19 protein-coding genes are annotated in these 17,803 nt (G+C 30.5%); 6 read left to right on the top strand and 13 right to left on the bottom strand.

Annotated features, from left to right (window positions below; genetic code table 11):
• The first annotated feature begins 37 nt into the window (after positions 1 to 37).
• The 4 genes from lptB (at position 38) to RHP49_12195 (ending at position 2,516) form a co-directional block, all read left to right on the top strand.
• Positions 38 to 778 carry an LPS export ABC transporter ATP-binding protein gene (lptB, locus tag RHP49_12210; protein WNH11660.1) on the top strand — a complete coding sequence of 247 codons (741 nt, stop codon included), beginning with the start codon at positions 38 to 40 and terminating at the stop codon, positions 776 to 778.
• Between the two features lie 203 nt (positions 779 to 981).
• On the top strand, positions 982 to 1,842 hold the full coding sequence (locus RHP49_12205; GenBank protein ID WNH11659.1) for an SPFH domain-containing protein: 861 nt from the start codon (positions 982 to 984) through the stop codon (positions 1,840 to 1,842).
• Between the two features lie 2 nt (positions 1,843 to 1,844).
• Entirely contained in the window at positions 1,845 to 2,342 is a 498-nt protein-coding gene (locus RHP49_12200; protein ID WNH11658.1) for a hypothetical protein, read from the top strand.
• A 33-nt stretch (positions 2,343 to 2,375) separates the two neighbouring features.
• Positions 2,376 to 2,516, top strand: coding sequence for an Arc family DNA binding domain-containing protein (locus tag RHP49_12195; GenBank protein ID WNH11657.1), 141 nt, complete (start codon positions 2,376 to 2,378; stop codon positions 2,514 to 2,516).
• A gap of 1 nt (position 2,517) precedes the next feature.
• Here the strand turns inward: RHP49_12195 and RHP49_12190 are convergent, their stop codons facing one another.
• The 3 genes from RHP49_12190 to RHP49_12180 are packed head-to-tail and all read right to left on the bottom strand — an operon-like array spanning position 2,518 to position 4,805.
• On the bottom strand, positions 2,518 to 3,114 hold the full coding sequence (locus RHP49_12190) for a hypothetical protein (GenBank protein WNH11656.1): 597 nt from the start codon (positions 3,112 to 3,114) through the stop codon (positions 2,518 to 2,520).
• Between the two features lie 55 nt (positions 3,115 to 3,169).
• Positions 3,170 to 4,060, bottom strand: a complete 891-nt coding sequence (locus tag RHP49_12185) for a DUF808 domain-containing protein (GenBank protein WNH11655.1) — start codon at positions 4,058 to 4,060, stop codon at positions 3,170 to 3,172.
• Between the two features lie 4 nt (positions 4,061 to 4,064).
• Complete coding sequence (locus RHP49_12180) at positions 4,065 to 4,805, bottom strand: CDP-alcohol phosphatidyltransferase family protein (protein WNH11654.1); 741 nt, start codon at positions 4,803 to 4,805, stop codon at positions 4,065 to 4,067.
• 126 nt (positions 4,806 to 4,931) lie between these two features.
• Here RHP49_12180 and RHP49_12175 point away from each other — a divergent pair, with 126 nt between their 5' ends.
• Together RHP49_12175 and RHP49_12170 are read left to right on the top strand one after the other, a co-directional pair.
• A complete protein-coding gene (locus RHP49_12175; protein ID WNH11653.1) occupies positions 4,932 to 6,002 on the top strand; it encodes a PorV/PorQ family protein in 1,071 nt (356 codons plus the stop codon).
• Positions 6,003 to 6,012: 10 nt separating this feature from the next.
• Positions 6,013 to 7,185, top strand: coding sequence for a DUF4105 domain-containing protein (locus RHP49_12170; GenBank protein WNH11652.1), 1,173 nt, complete (start codon positions 6,013 to 6,015; stop codon positions 7,183 to 7,185).
• Between the two features lie 14 nt (positions 7,186 to 7,199).
• Here the strand turns inward: RHP49_12170 and RHP49_12165 are convergent, their stop codons facing one another.
• The 10 genes from RHP49_12165 to RHP49_12120 are packed head-to-tail and all read right to left on the bottom strand — an operon-like array spanning position 7,200 to position 17,770.
• Positions 7,200 to 8,591, bottom strand: coding sequence for a sugar transferase (locus RHP49_12165; protein WNH11651.1), 1,392 nt, complete (start codon positions 8,589 to 8,591; stop codon positions 7,200 to 7,202).
• Positions 8,592 to 8,651: 60 nt separating this feature from the next.
• Positions 8,652 to 9,662 carry a glycosyltransferase family 4 protein gene (locus RHP49_12160; protein ID WNH11650.1) on the bottom strand — a complete coding sequence of 337 codons (1,011 nt, stop codon included), beginning with the start codon at positions 9,660 to 9,662 and terminating at the stop codon, positions 8,652 to 8,654.
• A 58-nt stretch (positions 9,663 to 9,720) separates the two neighbouring features.
• On the bottom strand, positions 9,721 to 11,076 hold the full coding sequence (locus RHP49_12155) for an O-antigen ligase family protein (protein ID WNH11649.1): 1,356 nt from the start codon (positions 11,074 to 11,076) through the stop codon (positions 9,721 to 9,723).
• Positions 11,073 to 12,149, bottom strand: a complete 1,077-nt coding sequence (locus tag RHP49_12150) for a glycosyltransferase (protein ID WNH11648.1) — start codon at positions 12,147 to 12,149, stop codon at positions 11,073 to 11,075. Before RHP49_12150 ends, RHP49_12155 begins: the two co-directional genes overlap by 4 nt.
• The gene (locus tag RHP49_12145; GenBank protein ID WNH11647.1) at positions 12,146 to 13,267 is read right to left on the bottom strand and encodes a glycosyltransferase; all 1,122 of its coding nucleotides are present in this window, start codon (positions 13,265 to 13,267) and stop codon (positions 12,146 to 12,148) included. Before RHP49_12145 ends, RHP49_12150 begins: the two co-directional genes overlap by 4 nt.
• Before the next feature lie 22 nt (positions 13,268 to 13,289).
• Positions 13,290 to 13,595 carry a hypothetical protein gene (locus tag RHP49_12140; GenBank protein ID WNH11646.1) on the bottom strand — a complete coding sequence of 102 codons (306 nt, stop codon included), beginning with the start codon at positions 13,593 to 13,595 and terminating at the stop codon, positions 13,290 to 13,292.
• A gap of 11 nt (positions 13,596 to 13,606) precedes the next feature.
• A complete protein-coding gene (locus RHP49_12135; GenBank protein WNH11645.1) occupies positions 13,607 to 14,284 on the bottom strand; it encodes a glycosyltransferase family 2 protein in 678 nt (225 codons plus the stop codon).
• Positions 14,284 to 15,825, bottom strand: a complete 1,542-nt coding sequence (locus tag RHP49_12130; GenBank protein WNH11644.1) for a glycosyltransferase — start codon at positions 15,823 to 15,825, stop codon at positions 14,284 to 14,286. The genes RHP49_12135 and RHP49_12130 overlap by 1 nt, the downstream gene beginning before the upstream one ends.
• A gap of 3 nt (positions 15,826 to 15,828) precedes the next feature.
• Positions 15,829 to 16,968: a glycosyltransferase family 4 protein gene (locus RHP49_12125; GenBank protein ID WNH11643.1), complete on the bottom strand. Its 1,140-nt coding sequence runs from the start codon at positions 16,966 to 16,968 to the stop codon at positions 15,829 to 15,831.
• A gap of 4 nt (positions 16,969 to 16,972) precedes the next feature.
• The gene (locus tag RHP49_12120) at positions 16,973 to 17,770 is read right to left on the bottom strand and encodes a sulfotransferase (GenBank protein WNH11642.1); all 798 of its coding nucleotides are present in this window, start codon (positions 17,768 to 17,770) and stop codon (positions 16,973 to 16,975) included.
• Between the last annotated feature and the right edge of the window lie 33 nt (positions 17,771 to 17,803).

Here is a 17,803-nt window from a genome sequence, read left to right as displayed (position 1 = left end):
TATGATTTTACTATTTTTAGCGTTCAGTATATAAAATATGATTTTAAGAGCCGAAAATTTAATGAAGTCCTACAGCGGACGAAAAGTAGTAAAAGATGTTTCTCTTGAAGTAAAGCAAGGCGAAATTGTTGGTCTTTTAGGACCTAATGGTGCTGGAAAAACTACCTCTTTTTACATGATTGTTGGATTAATTAAACCTAATGGCGGTCATATTTTTTTAGATAATACTGAAATAACAAAATACCCGATGTACAAACGTGCGCAAAATGGTATTGGTTATTTAGCTCAAGAAGCCTCCGTTTTTAGAAAATTAAGTATTGAAGATAATATTTTAAGCGTGCTACAACTTACTAAACTAAGTAAAAAAGAGCAACATCATAAAATGGAATCGCTTATTGAAGAGTTTGGTTTAGGTCATATTCGAAAAAGTCGTGGCGATTTATTGTCGGGTGGTGAGCGTCGACGTACCGAAATTGCTCGTGCCTTAGCAACCGATCCTAATTTTATTTTACTTGATGAGCCTTTTGCAGGTGTTGACCCCGTTGCAGTTGAAGACATACAGCGTATTGTAGCACAACTTACTAAAAAGAACATTGGTATTCTTATAACCGACCACAACGTTCAAGAAACCCTTGCTATTACCGATAGAACTTATCTTATGTTTGAAGGTAGTATTCTAAAAGCTGGTGAACCTGAAGATTTAGCTAACGATGAAATGGTGCGTAAAGTGTATTTAGGACAGAATTTTGAACTTCGTAAAAAGAAAATTCGGGATTAAAGTCTAAGACCTTTCTATTTCCATTACAACTATTTTCTTATTTATAAATACCATTACCCTTATATATTAAGTCTAATGGTCAAACTGCTATGCCCAATATTTACATCTCACATTATAAAAAACAATAAAAATTTATAAAAAATAAAAAATTTAGTCATATCTTTATGATATCAAAATGATATCACTTAAACAATCATAAAATCATGGAACAAGAAAAAATAATTACACCAGCAAACGGATACTTTATGCTATTCATTTTTATTATAATGTTTTTCGGCAGCATTACCACAATCTTTATAACTAAAAGTTTTTTCTTTATTATTCCTGTATTTATAGCTATTCTTATTTCCGCAGGATTCATTATGGTGCAACCAAACAATTCTAGAATATTACTCTTATTTGGAAAATATGTTGGCACAATTAATAAGAATGGTTTCTATTGGGTTATACCATTTTACACAAAAAAGAAGATTTCTTTGCGTGCTAGCAACTTCGATAGTGAGCGGTTAAAAGTAAATGATAAATTAGGAAATCCAATTATGATTAGTACCATTTTGGTCTGGAGAGTTAAAGACACTTATAAAGCTGCTTTTGATGTAGATAATTTTGAAAACTTTGTACGTGTACAAACTGATGCTGCTGTACGTAAATTAGCAAGTATGTATCCGTATGATAATTTCGCTGATGAAGGACATACAGAAGATATCACGCTAAGATCGAGTGTAAACGAAGTTAGCGAAGCTCTTGAAAAAGAAATAGATGAACGCTTATCTATCGCTGGTATTGAAGTTTTAGAAGCTAGAATAGGATATTTAGCTTATGCTCAGGAAATTGCAAATGCCATGTTAAAAAGACAACAAGCAACAGCTATTGTCGCTGCAAGACATAAAATAGTTGAAGGTGCCGTTAGCATGGTTGAAATGGCTCTTGAAGAATTAGGAAAAAAGCAAATTGTAGATTTAGATGATGAGAGAAAAGCGGCAATGGTTAGTAACCTTATGGTTATACTTTGTGGTGATAAGGACGCTTCTCCTGTTTTAAATACTGGAACCTTAAATCAATAAAAATGAGAATTTTTAAAGAAGAACAGAGATTTACACAACCTTGGTTAATCATATTAATGATTATTACATCTGTATTTTCTATAGTTATTATTACTAAAGCCTATATAAATAACAGAAACTTATTTGAATATATAATTCCTATGGGCATAGTTTTAATCACGACAGGGGTAATATTTATCTTCAAATTAAAAACTAGAATGGACGATGTTGGCATACATTATCAATTTTTTCCTTTTCATTTTAGAATGAAAACTATATTTTGGAACGATATAAAACATGCTAAAACCAGAACATATAAAGCTTTAACAGAATACGGTGGTTGGGGTTTAAAATCAGGAAATTTTTTGAATAAAAATAAAGGTATTGCTATTAATGTAAAAGGAAATATCGGGATACAATTAATATTACATACTGGTAAAAAAATTTTAATTGGCACTCAAAAACAAGCAGATGCCGATAGAATAATTAATAGATATTTAGAACAAAAAACTAATGGCTAAAAAAAAGCTTTTGCATTACGTATAAATGAAGATATGCTAAAGGCTATTGAAAAATGGGCTGCGGATGAATTCCGCAGCACTAATGGTCAATTAGAATGGATGCTTAATGAAAGTTTAAAAAAAGCGAAACGTTTACCTAAAAACAAATCTTCTAATTCAGAGACTAAAGATTAGATTAGCCTTTTCTTCTTTCTAAAAGTACCATCATCATTAAACCTAAAATAATACGTTCTTCATCATCAGAATCAATATCATTGAGTTTTGATAACTCAAATTTTCTTCCGAAAAAAGAGGCTTCTTTTTTTAGCTTAACAATAGGTTTATTATTTAAATTAAGCACACTGTAACTTGGGTTAAAAAGGTATCCAGTAAAAAAACCTAAAATTGGTATTTCTCCTATTAAAGAATCGAGAACTTTAACCCAAGGATTATCTTCTCTAATATGATATTGAAGTTTTTGGTGCTGGTCTATTAATTCATACTCTGCTTTCCAAATAGATTTCCATCCTTTTCTTGCTACTTTACCTATTTCTTTATTGTTTTTATCTTTTATACTATATGCTGCAGAAAAATCAATCCATCTATCTGCTTGAATACTATATTGTATGTGTTGCTTACTTTCGTCATTATAAACAAGAACATCTTCTTTTAACTTAAACATTTTCTGCTTTACAAAAGCTATTGTGATTCCTAAGGAGTCTTTTGCAGTAAAATCGTTAGCTAACGTTCCAATATTAAATTTAAAATCTATTGGATATTTAATGTCTTTCATAAAAACTTTTTTAACTAATTTAATATTATCATTTGTACAATCCTAAGGTTCCGCGCTACTTCTTTAACAACTTCTTGTTAAGAAAAACAAACACTTTCACTAAAATAAACACAAAAAAACCAACCCCCAAGCCTACAATAAAATCTCTAATAAAACTGGGAAGCATTTCTAAAAAATGATGCAAAAAGTCTATGTTATGAACAAAAATACCTCCTGCAACCAACAATAAGGCTAATGTACCAATAACAGACAAGCCTTTTATAACCCATGGTAATGTTCTTATCAATAGATTTCCAATTATATGTGATATCCCCTTTTTATTAACACTTAAGGCTATTAATTTCAATCCAAAATCATCCATTCTAACAATAAGAGCTACAATCCCATACACTCCAATTGTAGCTACAATAGCTACTATTGATACAACTAAAACTTGAAATAAAATAGGTTTACCTATTACTGTTCCAAGTGCAATGATTATAATTTCTACAGACAATATAAAATCAGTAAAAATTGCTGATTTAACTTTCATTTTTTCAGCAATAGCTACCTCTTCTTTTGATAAAATAGTTTTTACTTCAGAATGGTTTTCTCCTGTGCCTTCATGTTTATGTGGTAAAAAGAAATGATATACTTTTTCAAATCCTTCAAAGGCTAAATAAAATCCTCCTAAAATTAAAGCCAAAGTAACACCCCATGGCGCAAAGGCACTTAGTAAAAAAGCAATTGGTAAAATAATTAATTTATTAAGCGCAGAACCTTTGGTTATTGCCCATAATACAGGAAGTTCTCTAGAGGCTATAAAGCCTGTTGCCTTTTCTGCATTCACAGCTAAATCATCGCCTAATATTCCCGCTGTTTTTTTAGTGGAAATTTTACTCATAGCTACAACATCATCCATTAAGCTAGCTATATCGTCTAAAAGTGCAAAAAAACCTGATGCCATTAAATTATTTCGATGTTAAATTGTCTAGAACAGACATGAATATATAAAGTAATATAATGATTGGAATAGCTGCAAATTGTAATACTATTAATAACACCAAACACAATAAAATAAAAATATATCTAGTGCCGTTATTTTTAAAACTATAATCTTTAAATTTTAAAGCGAATAGTTTAATGTTTGAATTTAAAAGGTAACAGCTTAAAATAGTCACTACAATTAAAAACCATTTATTAAGAATAATAGTATTTATTGCATCACTATTTTGAAATTCTATTATTAGTGGTAATGCTATTATAAGTAATGTATTTGCTGGAGTTGGCAAGCCTTTAAAATAAGTTTGTTGCTCTTCATCTATATTAAATTTTGCTAACCTGTATGCTGATGCCAAGGTTATAGCTAAACCAAAAAGAGGAAAAAGCGAAATTTCTCTAAAACTCAAACTGGAGTCATTTATAAAATTTATCGCAGTCCAACTTCTATCAGATAATTCTAGAAGTTTATACATAACTATACCTGGTACCAATCCGCTAGTTACCAGATCCGCTAAAGAATCCAACTGAACACCCAATGCACTTTGAACATTCAATTTTCGAGCAGCAAAACCATCAAAGAAATCGAAAAAAATGCCTAAAAACACAAACAAAGCAGCGGTTACAAAATTATTATTAACCGCAAATATAACTGCTATACTTCCGCAGAAAAGATTTAAAAGGGTTAATGCATTCGGAATATATTTGTTCATGTTCTCAAATTTGTTTTTGTAAAAATAATAAACAATTTTCGTCTAATACCAGTATTAAACAATATCTATTACATTTTGAAGTTTTAAAGATTGTAAATTATGTGCATCTTTGTAAAAAAATTGCGATTGAAAGCTTATTTAACGGTATTATTCTCTATAATTTCAATATCTATATTTAGTCAAACCACTAGAAAATATTCTAATGAGTTTATGAATATTGGTGTGGATGCTGCTGCTTTGGGTATGAGTAGTGCAGTAACGTCACATACGGCTGATGTTAACTCAAGTTATTGGAATCCTGCTGGATTATTAAAACTTGAAGACAATCAATTAGCATTAATGCATTCTAGCTACTTTGCTAATATTGCCAACTATGATTATGCGGCTTATGCCATGCCTTTAGATGATAGAAGTGCTATTGCCATATCATTAATTCGCTTTGCAGTTGATGATATTTTAAACACAACGCAACTTATTGACGAACAAGGCAATATTAATTATGATAGAATTAGTTTATTTTCAACTGCCGATTATGGCTTAACGTTTTCTTATGCCAGAAAGCTTCCTGTACAAGGTTTAAACTATGGTGTTAACGCCAAAGTAATTCGTCGTATTATAGGCGATTTTGCGTCTTCTTGGGGATTTGGTTTAGATTTAGGAATTCAGTTTGAAACTGAAAACGACTGGAAATTTGGAGTGATGGCGCGCGATATTACTACAACATTTAATGCTTGGGCAATTGATGAAACAGAATTTGCTAAAGTACAAAATGCTGTAGAGGGACAGAACCAAGAACTCCCAGAAACTACTGAAATAACCATTCCTAAACTACAGATTGGAATTTCTAAATTAGTAGACTTCAACTACGATTATACGCTTTTAACTTCGGTTAATTTAAATGTTAGGTTTGAAGAAAACAATGATGTATTCTCTTCATCATTTGCTAGTATCAATCCTGCTTTAGGTTTTGAGTTTGGTTATATAGATATGGTTTATTTACGTGCTGGTTTAGGTAATTTTCAGAATGAGTTACAAATAGATAATACCGAGCAGTTAAGTTTTCAACCTAGTTTTGGTTTAGGCTTTAAATATAATGGTATTCAAATAGATTATGCATTTACCGATATTGGCGACCAAAGTGTGGCTTTATATTCTAATGTGTTTTCTTTAAAAGTAGATTTAAGTATCTTTCGGTAATCAATAAAATATGCAAAAACAACTTATCCTTTTAGTCTCTTTTTTGTTTTTTATTACTCTACAGGCTCAACCAAACATTTTATCTAATGAAGCCGAAATAAGTGTCCTTACTGTTGGTCCTGGTAATGATTTAAATGATGCTTTTGGACATAGTGCCTTTAGAATTTTAGATCGTAAAAATAAAATTGATGAAGTTTATGGTTATGGTGAATTTAATTTTAATGCTCCTAATTTTTATTTAAAATTTGCTCAAGGCAAACTCAACTATTCCATAGGGAAAGATGATTTTTACAGGTTTTATCAAGTATATGCATATTATAATAGAAGTATAAAAGCGCAAATTTTAAACCTTTCTCAAACTGAAAAACAAAAATTATACAACTTCTTATTAAACAATTACAAGCCAAAAAATAGAAATTATTTATATGAATTCTTTTTTGATAACTGTGCTACCAAAATTAAAGATGTCACTAATATTGCAGCAAACAACACCATTCAATTTAAGCTTCCTGAAAATTACGAAGAAAAATCGTTTAGAACCTTAATACACGAAAATCTTAATAGAAATTCTTGGGGAAGTTTAGGCATCGATATGGCTTTAGGTGCTGTAATTGATAAAAAAGCAACACCAGAAGAACAGATGTTTTTACCCAAATACATCTATAAATTCTTTAAAGCAGCAACCATAAATAACGGGAGTACGCCACTAGTAAAAGAAAGCAAAATACTTTACGCTAAAAAAGAAACTGTAGAAAGAGAATCCTTTTTAACGAGTCCTTTATTCATTTTTGGAATTATTGGATTTCTTATCATCTTCATCACTTATAAAGATTATAAAAACAACAAGCAAAGTAAATGGTTAGATATCACTTTGTTTAGTGTTACTGGACTTATTAGCGTAGTTATCTTACTGCTTTGGTTTGCTACTAATCATACAGGTACACACCAAAATTATAATCTACTTTGGGCTTGTCCTATTAACATTTTAGTACTAAGCCAATTATATAAAAAGAATATTAGTGATTGGTTTATAAAGTACATAAAACTTTTAGTCATCCTTTTATGCCTATTAACCTTACATTGGATTATTGGAATACAAGTGTTTGCAATTGGGCTAATTCCTTTATTAATCGCTTTATGTATTCGGTATATATTTTTAATAAATCATTATAACAAACTTTAGACATAAAACGTAATCTATTGCCCTCTAAAGAAAATCATAGTACTAATGGTTTTTATAAGAATATTAATATCCAGAAAAAAGCTTCTATGCTTAATATAATATAAATCATACTGAAGTTTTAGTAAACTATCATCTATTGAAGACCCGTATCTAGTATTTACCTGTGCCCACCCTGTTAAACCTGGTTTAATAATATGCCTTGTCTCATAAAAAGGAAGCGTTTGCGATAACTCTCTAACAAAATATGGGCGCTCGGGTCTTGGTCCGATTAAACTCATATCACCTTTTAAAATATTCAAAAACTGAGGGACTTCATCTAGCCTAGAATTTCTTAAAAACTTCCCAAAAGGTGTTATCCTAACATCATTCTTTTTGGCCCAAACGGCTCCATCTTTTTCAGCATTCTTCACCATAGTTCTAAACTTAACTATTTTAAAAAGGTTACCATTTTTACCAATGCGTTCCTGGGAATAAAAAAGAGGACCACGATTACCAATTAAATTACCTAACATAACAAATGGAATAATGAAAACACTAAATAAAATTCCTGTCACAGAAATAAGGACATCAAAAAAACGATGAAAAAACAGATACATTTTATTTTGATTACTTCTACTAAAGGGGAAGTATTTATAAAAATCTTTTCCTACAAACTGAACAGGCACTCTATAGGTCATGTCTTCATAAACCTGTGCATACTCTTTTATTGAAAACCCGCCTTCTAAAAGTGTTATAAGATCTTTATAAATTTCTGGTGTTATCGATTCTGAATTATAGCTAGCAATAACAATTTCAGATATACTTTCATCTTTAATAACTTGATAAATTTGCTTAGGGCTATATTCAACTATTCCATTAAATTTAATCTTATCTATTTTCTGTACTTCACAATTAATAAAACCAACTATTTTATAATTAGAATCTGCTCCATTAAAAGCTTCTACAATCGTTTGTATATTAGAGGTTTCTCCAACTATTAGTACTTTTTTATAAAAACGTGGAGATACTATAAACGTTATATAGGCTAAACGCCAAACAAACAGAGCAAATAGTATCGCAAAATAAAAATAAAGAATTTGCAATCTATTGTCTGGTAAAATAGGAGTGAAAAATGGGGTTAAAAAATAAAACAGCACGGTAACAGATGCTGTGAGTATAATATTAGCTAGTACTTTTTCTAACCTACTAGATTTTTGCAAATCGTAAAGTTCAAAAATAGTTCCGAATAGAGAAATGTATAAAATTAACACAAATACCCATCTCCAATTTTCTTTATTGATAGTAAAATAATCAAAATCAAATGTGTTACTTACAAAATATAAAACAACAAGTATTGAAATAATATCAAAAACACGCAATAATACTTTACGTTCGGAAATATTGAAGTGAATTCCTTTTTTCGACATTTAATGAGCAGTTTTTGAGAGACTGTAAATATAGTAAGTTAATTCAACTAAAACCAAAAATCACTGCAAAACACTAAGCCATTGTTTTTTAACAATTTCCCAATCAAAACATTCCACTTTTTTCCTTGCATTATTAGTTATTGAATTTACATGTTCTCTATTAGTTTGGAGCTTCTTTATGGCGCTTACAAATACATTTACATTATTGGGTTTAACTAATATGCCTTCTTTTTCATTTTCAATTAAAAAAGGCATACCACCAACATTGGTTGAGACAATAGGTAATCCTAATGCCATAGCTTCAATAACACTTACTGGCATATTATCATAATTAGTGGTATTAATAAAAATATTATAGTCCTGTGATACATCAATCCATGCTTGCTTAGAAAGTTTTCCCGTAAACGTAATATCTACATCTAATTGATTGGCATAGACTTTCGCTTTTTTAAGTGAACCATCATTTTCCGGACCAACCATACATAATGAGGCTTCAACGTCTTCTTTTAGTAACTGATTAAAAACATCTATTGCTAATAATGGATTATAAATTTCTGAAAAAGAACGTACCCAAAGAAGTTTTGGTTTATCAATAATACGTTGCTTAAACGGATAATTTTTAAGCTTTATAGAATTAGGAATATATACTAAATTATGATAACCCTGTTTTTTAAATTCCGATAAAATATATTCAGAAGGTGCTATATTTTTATAAGCATTATTAAAGATCTGTTTGCTTAACTTTGGGTGTGTTTTCAACCTATTTGGTAAATTACCGCCATGTAGAATAGGGATATATTTCAACTTTAAAAATCTACACAATTGACTACACAAATAAGCATAATAAAAATTTTGTGTGCTATACGTATCCATTAAAACAAAATCAACTTGGGCTCTATATCTAAGTATGTGAAATAGCATATCCAGTAAACGAACTATCTTATTTTGAATTTCTGAAGCAGTAAAAACAAGATAACCTTCTAACCTCAAAGATTTGCTTAATGTCTCAATAGTTGTTTCTGTTTTACCTTTTTGAGATAATTGATTTCCTATATATAGAAGTTTTTTCATGTGTTATATTTATTGTTTTTCATCCCGATAGCTATCGGGAGTCACATGTAGCATCTGTTTAATCATGTTTTGGGTATAATGATTTCGTTTTGGGTGTTTCATAAGTGATATTTAACAAACAAAGTCCATAAATAAATGCTGGCGCAGCAATTCGCATGGCAGAATGATTAATGGTTAGAAACCAAAACAAATAGAATGAATAAAAAAATAGATTCGTTCTATTTCTCATTCTAAACACCAATGGAGTAAGCAATAAAATTAAAAAAGCAAATACCCCAAACAAACCATGCTCTGCAACTATACGGCTCATTTCATTATGTGAGGCTGCAGCAACACCCGTTTCATTTAAACGTGCTTCTTTTACTTTACCAACACCAATTCCTAAAAAAGGATTATCAACAAATTCACCAATCTCAAAAGCTAACAAATCTGTTCTTCCTGTAGTAATATCTTCCTTTTCTCTTCCAGCTGCATCTTGATTCGCATAACGTTTATCTAAAAACCCACTGGTTTGAATGGAGCTAACCAACCAAGTAAAGACCACCATCATTAAGAAAACAAATAATGAAAATTTAATACGGAATTTCGTTTTTATATTAACTTTAAAATAATAAACGGCTAAAAAAAAGACAATCAATATAGTAGCTGTAATGACGCCTCCTCTACTGAATGTTACCAATGCTCTAAACCCTAATAATGCAAACAAAATTAAATCAATAATTCTATGATAGAATAACTCTCTAGACATAAAAAAACGTGTTGATAACACAAACATACCTATACCCAAAACGGTTGCTACTTGATTAGGTCCAAAACCACCAGAAGCACTAAAATTAGATCCTGTACTGGTTATAATCTCTTGTAAATTTGGTGTATATAAAACCAAATAAACAGCCATACTAATAAGCGGAAATAAAAAAGCTAACAATATAATTTTTATCTGCTTAAAGCTTAAACTCCTCTTATAACAATAAAATGCAGTGATTCCTAAACAAATAGGACCACTTAAATTAAAAGCAATGGCTCTTCTAATATCCGATTCAAACCCCATTTCTGTTACCGCAACAAAAATCCCTGGGATTAGCAATAAAATATAAATCAAATAAATTATGGCTTGATTTGAAAAGCTATTACTCAATAATCCCATCACAACAAATACAATAACTAAATATTTACTTGCTTCATAAAATACTGTACCCCCATTCATCCTTAAAAAAACTTCAATTCCCACGATGTAAGCACAAGCTAATAGCACATAGAATGTTTTATACTTTTTAGATGCCCTTAAAATTTTATAACTAAAAAATACAATAATGAGCAGAAAATAAGCTAATGCTAATGGTTTATAGACAAAAATACCAATAGCTAAAACTATATGAAACACAAGAAGTTTATAATACAAAGACAACTTCATATTTGGTGTTTTTTATAAGTTTCTAAAATGGAATTTAATATAGACGGTTCAGAAAACGACGTATTAACCTTCGCTTTTAAACATCGTCCTGACTCAAGTCTTAAATTTTTATTATTGATATATTTCAACAAAGCATTTACTAAAGCATCTGTATTATTTGAAGGAATTAAAAGGCCTTCTGCATCTTTGGAAACCACTTTGTAACAATCTCCAACATTAGTTGTAATAGTTGCTAAGCCTGCTAAGCCATATTCTAATAACGACAAAGGCAAACCCTCTGATTTTGAAGATAACACCCCTATATCGCTCTGATTTAAAATATGAGAAATATCCGTACAACTTCCATAAATAAAGACATGCTTTTCTAAGGCATTATCTTTTATAAAATTTTTAATGTCTAATGCATACTCATCTTTAAAATCATGACCAACTAAATGCAATGTCCAACCCGTATTTGTTTTCCATACCATATTAAAAGCCTTTAAAAGATTTATATGATCCTTCTGCGCTCTGAAATTTGCTAAACAAATAACTCTTTTTCCTGCTTCCCCTTTTAATTTTGTTAAAGATGCTTTGTTGTTAGCAACTGCAAAATTCGGCAAATAACTTACCGATTTACAATCAAGCATTTCTTTAGACCAACTTTCTAACTTGGAATTAACTACAAAAACATGATTAAATAATTTCGAACACCATTTTAAAACAAATGTCGGACGTTTATCTAAGTACTCACTTTTCCCATAATGATCATGCCATACCAATACAAGCTTTGGGTATATTATTTTAATAATAGTTGCTAAAAAAAAAGAGCTGGAATGTGCGTGAATTATTTCAATTTTTTCTTCTTTAATAAAAGCTTTCAACTTTTGTATCGCTCTAAAATCTATAGTTTTTGTTTTATTTAAAAACAAATAACCCACCTGACTTGAAATACTTTCCTTTAAATGTCCTTCTTGTCGAGTCGCACATAAAAAGGACTTATCAATTTTAGTAGATAATCCGTTTGCTAAGTTTACAGCGACGCGCTCCGCACCTCCAGCATGTAATGAATCTATTAATTGTAATACTCTCATGAAGGCATTATCAGTTTAGAAATTTCTTCCTCAAAAACCTCTAAGGTATAACTTTGCGCCCAATTTGAAGCTTTTTGAGACATCCCTTCTAATAACAAAACATTAGGTAATGCCTTATTTATAATGGTTGTAGCAACATCTAATTTTGGTTCAATTAATATGCCTCTTTCTCCATAATCTAACATATTAGGCACACAGGATATTTTTGTTGCAATGGGAATTACCCCAAAAAACATGGCTTCAGCTATTGCTTTTGGCCAACCTTCAGAAATTGATGGTAATATTGAAAAATGAGCCTTTCGTAATGCCTCTTTTATAATTTCTTTAGATTGGTTACCATGCACGACAATAACATCTTCTAATTTGTTTTCTACTATATAATTTTGCAAAACTTCTTTTAAAACGCCATCACCATACAGATCTAAAGTGATTTGTTTTCCTTGCTTGTATAGTTCTTCTACTAACTTAATTGCAAACAAAGGTCTTTTGCCCTCAACTAAACTGCCCACAAAAACAAACTTTAACATGTCTGAATACTCTCTTTTTATAAGTTTTTCTATTTCAGAGTTTTTATAAGTAGCCGTAAAAAAGGATTTTATATTTTTAGTTTGATGGTTCCAATCTCCATACACCAAAACGGTCATATTTTTAGTTAAAAATGTATTCCTTAAAATCCATTTTTGCAACTTATAACTTAAGGGTTGTTTCGCGTTTGGATCCCAATTTCCAGCATATTTTGCAGTCTTAGGTTTTGAAGGAAATAGTATTTGAACTAAACACCCTATTAAACCAATATTTCCAGGACATCGCAAATGAATATGATCTGTTTCTTTACAAGCTTTGAAAATTTTAAAGAAAATTGATGGCAATAAAAATATCGACAAAAAAGACTGCTTAAAATTTATAAAGGCAATAGATGGTATTTTATTAAACTTAATATTATTATGTGAATAGGGGTGTTCTATTGAACTTGTTTTATTTATTAAAATTGGCGCTACTATTTCAACCTCATCTACATATTTAAACCATAAATTCATCTCATTCACATAAGGCGCATAGGCAAACCATTGGTTGTTCTGCTGCTTGTGTAAAACATGTGTGAGGATTAAAAATTTCATTGTTAAATATTAGATAGATGTTTTATAATTCAACCTTAGGCGGATTAAAGATAAGCGAAAACCAACCAACAATTCGTCCTAAACTTTCTGTTAAAGCTTCTTTTCTGTTTGAAGTTGTTATTATATTTAAAACCCTAACTTTAGTTAGTAATATGGCTGTACAATGCCATTTTATTTTAGCTTTTATTGAAGGATTTGAATATTTCACGCGCCACACATACCACCCATTTCTAATAACCATTTTTCCATAATTATATTTATTTGGTCGTCCAGAGTCATCATGATAATGTTCTAATTGTGCGCCAGTATTTATATATAGACGACCCATTTTCGCTAGTCTCAATGAAAAATCGGCATCCTCATAAAGTCCGTAACCTTCAAAATAATTAGAAAATTTAAGGCTATTGAAAACTTCTTTTTTATAACTAGATACCCCCCCATAAGTTGTTCAACTTCATAAATCTTTTCTGATGGTGGTAAAAAACTAATAGAACGCCCATGAGAAAATGTAGGCATAAATCCTGGGTCCACATCTGGCAACAAACCAAATAATTGTCTTATTTTAAATCGCGAAGGTTCATTACGCATCCAACCATCAAAATAAAATTTTGACGAGTCATTTTGATTATCTGATAATTTCCATGAAACTTCATTCGTAATATAACCCCCAACAGCTAATGCGTCTGATTTAATTGAATACGTTTCAATTAAGGTTTCAAAATAGCTAGGAGTTAAAATAATATCATCATCTAAAAAACACATTATTTCAGAATCTTTAGAAACCAAATTAATTCCAAAATTCCGCTGTTTGGTCAAGCCTCTGTTTAATTTATCAACCTTATAATATCTTAAGTTTTTAAAAGGTTTTTTATTTAAAACTGTCTCAGTTTCGTTGTTTGATGAACCATCAATTATTAAAATTTCATTAGGATATAACGTTTGTTCTTTAACCGACTGCAATAATTCTAACAAAGGTTGCGGTCGGATATAGGTACATACTATCAATGAAAACATCATTAGAAATTATTTTTTAATTGGTTAGCATAGTTTAAACTTTGGCTCCACTGTTTTTTAAATGCTCTATAATATTTAAAAGGTTTTTTAATGGATTGCTTATTGTAATATTTTAAAAACAATAACGTTTTGTATCCCAATTGTTGGGTCTTGGTTTTGTGCAATAATTGAAATAACATAACTGTTGGTGATGGTTTTGGCTGTACATCCTCGTCTTGCCATAACAACTTAGGTTTTGTTCTAAAGCCACCTATAGAGGCTTTTAAATGTAATATAGAGGGTTCTGGTAAATAAATAACATCAATACCCTTATTACGAAGTTGCATTCCAAAATCGGAGTCTTCTCCAAAGCCATGTTCATAGGCTTCTGAAAAAACACTTCCGTTTAAAGACTCCATATTCACAATACTACAACCAGAACCAAAAGTTCCCCATTGTATAATTTTATTGAACACTTTGGTTTCTCCTTTTAAATAGCAACGAAAAGTAAACGCTTTATATGGGAATTGATTAATAGTGTGATTGATTTTAGCTAGAAAGTTATTTTCAATTACAATATCATCATCCGCTAAAAACACCCAATCACTTTTTACTTGTTTCAAAGCGATGTTTCTGGCATGACAAGCACCTGTTTGGTGTGTAAATGTATGTAATATTTTAAACGGCCAAGATTCTGATATTAAATAATCCAATTCTGAAACACTTTCTTCAACTGGATTTTGTTCCACAACAATCACATGTTTTGGGAGCTGAGTTTGGTTTCGCAAATCACATAATACGTCGTACAAATAAGATTTTCTACCAATGGTTGGAATGATAACATCTATGGTTGTTTTATCTAATCCTTTTTTGGAAGATTGAACAGTTATGGCATCCAAGTTTATAGATATATTGGTTCTTTTACCAAAACAAAATGTATACAAAAAAGGAAGCAACATTATTTTTTTTTCATACAACCATATATTCAAAACCAATAAAAACACCCATCGCATCTTATAATGCTGTTTAACAAACTTGAAAAGAGTAAACATATCCGCTTTAGAATTAGTCAATTTCATTTCCCCAGATAATAATCGAGGCTCTGAATAACAGAATAATCCAAGCGGCATCGCTAATTTTGCCAAAGAATTAAGGTAATAATCAAAGTTAGAATCTAGTGCTATGCTGTTTTTTATTTCCAATAAAACAGTTGCATGTATAGCTCCTACTGCACTACTCATTTGCCAAGTAGGGTAGGATACTTTTTTATTGATATTTATAAAAACGGATTCCTCCACATAACCTATTCGCTCATCCAAAAATTGATGGTCTCCTGGATGGTATGACAGCATTATTTTGTTGTGATGAAAAATAGTTTTAATGACCTTTAAATCTAAATAATCTTTGTAATCCAGATGGCACCACACTATTATTTCATTTGGAAATTGATTAGCTAGATTATGCAAAGCCTTAACAAGCGTCACATTTTTATCAACATCAATTTTTTGATGCTTAGTAGTAACCACCTCTTGAATCTTATTATGACAATGATAAAGTATAACCATAGCCTAATGTATTAGTTGACTATAAAACTCTAAACTTTGTTTAGCCACTGTTTCCATACTGAACTTTGCAATTACTTTTTCCCTTGCAGCTTTACCAAATTGTTTTTGTTTACTGGTATCATCAAGCAATTCCAAAACACGCTCAGCATACTGCTCATGATGTATTGGATTTACCAAAAACCCTTCTTTACCATCTTCAATCATTTCTTTTGCCCATCCTATATTAGAAGCTACTATAGCTTTTTCCATAGCCATGGCTTCTAACCAAGAAACAGGTAATGCCTCGGCAAAAGAGGGAAACACACAAACTGTTGACTTTCCAATAAGTTCCTGAATTTCAGAATAGGCAACTGCTCCCAAATAACTTACATTATTAAAAGCCGACTCATCAAACAAGGGTTGCATTAATTCCCAGGTTGAAGATGAACCTGTTTTAATATCGGTACTATCTCTACCAACAAGAAGCAATCTAGCTTTAGTATTTTTTTTATAAACCAAATTAAAAATTTTTGGTAGTTCCAAAAGCCCTTTTTTTCTTATTAGGGTCCCAAAATAAAGAATCGTCAACGTACTAGTATCATTAGTTTTTGCCTCAAATAACGTGCTATCAATACTATTTGGAATCACAGTAAAGTCTCTTTTTAGTTTAAATAAGCTATTAGTGAGTTTTCCTGTAAACGCACTCACACTAATGATACCGTCAGCTTTTGTGAAGGCACGCTTTTCCAAAAACTTATTTTTAAATTTAACTGGGCGCTGTTCCAAATGACAAAAATACGTATCACTCCCATGTTCTTTAATTACCAAGGGACATTTGGGTCTTACAAAAGCTGTAAACCCTGTCCAGTCTGGGGCTTCTACAATATCTAATTTACCAGACACATATAAGGCATTAAGTACGCGTTCTACTTTTTTTTGGGTTAAAAACAGTGACAATCCTTTTACTTTTATATTTTTTATTTTGTGAAAATGCAATCCGTCTTCCATAAAATAATCATCCCCATCCTGCCCATACACTAAAATACGCACCTCATGTCCCAAATCAACCAAGGCTTTGGCCTGATTGAAAATACTGGTCCCTATACCGCCTGACTTGCCTGTTTTAGGGTGTGGATATTCGGGTGTTAGAAAGCCTATGTTCATTATCCTAGTAATTTAAATATCTAGCCAATTTCCTACTCCCTAAATCAATTCCTTTTTGAACTAAAAAAGGATGCTTTTTTCTATTTACTGGGTTAAATGCTTCTGTTTTAGGTAAAGACTCCCATATCCGTTTGGCACCTGTTTCTTCTATAAATGAAGTATTTATAACTTCTATCACATCAATTTCTTTCTTTATTTGTAATAAAGTTTTTTTTGTATTGAACTTAACTTTTAACTCATTTAATACTTTATCATTTTTCAGCACTAAATCTTCATAACGTAACACAAAATGTTTTTTGGTTATTTTAGGCATATCACTTAACACTTTTTGGGTTACCTTTCTACAATAAAAATAGGGATACAACCCTAAAGGGGTTGTTATACGCTTGATAAAATTTTTAACTCCCTTTTTTTTTAAATTCATACCTTTAAACAAAGAACCAAAAACGTCTTGTGGACGCCTAAGTAATATGATATGAATATCATCGGGAAAAACTTCACTTAAATATTTCACACCTTTAAAAGAAGTATCCTTTATCATAACATACTCTTTTTTAGATTCGTTTATAATGTTTTTCCTAATGTCATTTAAAATAATTTTATCAAAAAAGGCTTTATCTGATTCATAATAAATAATGTTATTGTAAATCGAATAATAAGCGTCTAAAAATGTAGATAATCTTGTCTCACTTCGATGATGGGCCAATACCTCGTGATCTGTAAATATTTTTAGAACCTCTGAAGCAAAATTATGTCCTGTTCTAGGGGAAAAGGAATTTGAGAAAATTATTTTTTTATTCATTTTTTTATAGTTATTACTAATTCTAAATTAAGA

This window comes from Flavobacteriaceae bacterium HL-DH10 (genome assembly GCA_031826515.1).
Classification (GTDB): Bacteria; Bacteroidota; Bacteroidia; order Flavobacteriales; family Flavobacteriaceae; genus Thalassobellus; species Thalassobellus suaedae.
The sequence above is the reverse complement of the archived record's forward strand: the minus strand, read 5'-3'. Positions and strand labels throughout refer to the sequence as shown.